The organism is Vreelandella subterranea, assembly GCF_900111305.1.
In the GTDB taxonomy this organism is placed as follows: Bacteria; Pseudomonadota; Gammaproteobacteria; order Pseudomonadales; family Halomonadaceae; genus Vreelandella; species Vreelandella subterranea.
The window spans coordinates 1-1573 of sequence record NZ_FOGS01000025.1; the positions used below are offsets into that span (position 1 = coordinate 1).

At 48.8% G+C, this 1573-nt stretch carries 4 protein-coding genes; all 4 read left to right on the forward strand.

Annotated features, from left to right (window positions below):
• The first annotated feature begins 161 nt into the window (after positions 1-161).
• The 4 genes from BMX75_RS17900 (at position 162) to BMX75_RS17915 (ending at position 1519) form a co-directional block, all read left to right on the forward strand.
• Positions 162-419 (forward strand): type II toxin-antitoxin system Phd/YefM family antitoxin, encoded by a 258-nt coding sequence (locus tag BMX75_RS17900; RefSeq protein WP_022990189.1) that lies wholly within the window; start codon positions 162-164, stop codon positions 417-419.
• Positions 407-709 carry a type II toxin-antitoxin system RelE/ParE family toxin gene (locus tag BMX75_RS17905; protein ID WP_092831075.1) on the forward strand — a complete coding sequence of 101 codons (303 nt, stop codon included), beginning with the start codon at positions 407-409 and terminating at the stop codon, positions 707-709. Before BMX75_RS17900 ends, BMX75_RS17905 begins: the two co-directional genes overlap by 13 nt.
• A 91-nt stretch (positions 710-800) precedes the next feature.
• A complete protein-coding gene (locus BMX75_RS17910; RefSeq protein WP_092831077.1) occupies positions 801-1139 on the forward strand; it encodes a tRNA-binding protein in 339 nt (112 codons plus the stop codon).
• Between the two features lie 26 nt (positions 1140-1165).
• Positions 1166-1519: a GFA family protein gene (locus tag BMX75_RS17915; protein ID WP_092831079.1), complete on the forward strand. Its 354-nt coding sequence runs from the start codon at positions 1166-1168 to the stop codon at positions 1517-1519.
• Positions 1520-1573 lie beyond the last annotated feature (54 nt).

Sequence of the window (1573 nt, forward strand, 5' to 3'; positions counted from 1 at the left end):
ATTAGTATGACTCAGCCAGGTGGCTGGTTGAGCCAAAAAATTAGGACGCCAGGCGATAGAAGTGCTCGAAATCGGGTTTTTCTACAGCCTCGTTAGCTGTGATTGCCTTACCCGCAAAGTGATACTATAGTGTCACTATCTATTTGTATCAGGGTGAGGCCATGAAAGTTGAGCTTGTTACGAATCTCAAACGTCAAGCCACAAAGATTTTGGCAGATCTGCACTTGTCGAAAGAACCGGTACTGATTACCGAGCATGGTCAGCCATCTGCATACCTTGTTGACGTACAGGATTACGAGTTTATGCAGCGCCGGCTTGAGCTGCTTGAGGGGCTCTCGCGGGGAGAGCGTGCTGTACTTGAGGGAAGAACGTACAGCCAAAGTGAGGCCAGGGAGAAAATGAGTAAATGGCTGAAGTAGTTTGGACGGAGCCCGCCCTTCAGGAACTGGATGCTATCGCTGAGTACATTGCTCTGGACAATCCTGCTGCCGCAAGCGAGCTGGTCCAGGAAGTTTTCGATAAGACCGAGCGTTTGGAAAATTTTCCTCAATCCGGACGGGTTCCTCATGAACTCCCCAATTCGGTATACAGGGAGGTAGTGGTTCCACCGTGCCGCATTTTCTATCGTGAGGATGAGAAGCGGGTTCTCGTCATCTATGTCATGCGAGAAGAACGGCAGCTTCGTGCGTACATGCTCGGAAGCAGCTAACTAGGCGTGTCACTCGGATGCCTTTGTCTCCGCTTCGCTACGTCAAAGTCACCGGTGCGCTTCGGCGTTAGCCATGTTCTAGAGGTAATTCATGGAAGAGATATCGTTTGATGACTTTCTAAAAATTCAGCTGCGGGTTGGACGCATTGTCACGGCAGAAATATTTAAGGATGCTCGAAAGCCTGCCTATATCTTGCATGTGGACTTTGGTGATGAGCTAGGTATCAAGAAATCCAGTGCTCAAATAACCGGCCTTTATAATACTGAAGGGCTTGTAGGAAAACTTGTAGTTGCTGTCGTGAATTTCCCAAACAAGCAGATCGGTCCGCTGATGTCCGAATGCCTGGTAACGGGGTTTCATAATGAAGATGGAGACGTTGCCTTGTGTGTGCCGGATAAAGACGTTCCTCTTGGGACTCGACTCCTCTAACACCTATAGTTCAAGTGGTGAATGTGATGACTATTAAAGGAAGTTGCTTGTGCAGTGCTGTCCGCTACGAAATCAACAGCGAACTTGGTAACGCCATGTTCTGCCATTGTAAAATATGTCGCAAATCGAATGGTTCAGCCTTCGCCCTGAACGCTGCGGTTAATACGTCTGATTTCAAGCTGTTGGAAGGGGAAAATAGCCTAAGCAGTTATGCTTCGTCAGAAGATGCCCGCCGGTATTTTTGTGAGAACTGCGGCTCGCCAATTTACAGTAAACGTTTATCAATGCCGGAGGTTCTAAGGCTTCGAGTGGGGACTCTGGATGATGATATCGACATAGAAAAAGGCTCTTCGACGTTGGGTGTGGAATTCGCCCCCTGAGCTGGGCCAGAATATGACCTCCCCAACAGCAGTAGGTATGACATGGACGGCACT

What these genes read in the sequence shown, in the direction of transcription:
- BMX75_RS17900 (WP_022990189.1), top strand. Translation starts at nt 162, where the DNA reads ATGAAAGTTGAGCTTGTTACGAATCTCAAACGTCAAGCCACAAAGATT.
- BMX75_RS17905 (WP_092831075.1), top strand. Translation starts at nt 407, where the DNA reads ATGGCTGAAGTAGTTTGGACGGAGCCCGCCCTTCAGGAACTGGATGCT.
- BMX75_RS17910 (WP_092831077.1), top strand. Translation starts at nt 801, where the DNA reads ATGGAAGAGATATCGTTTGATGACTTTCTAAAAATTCAGCTGCGGGTT.
- BMX75_RS17915 (WP_092831079.1), top strand. Translation starts at nt 1,166, where the DNA reads ATGACTATTAAAGGAAGTTGCTTGTGCAGTGCTGTCCGCTACGAAATC.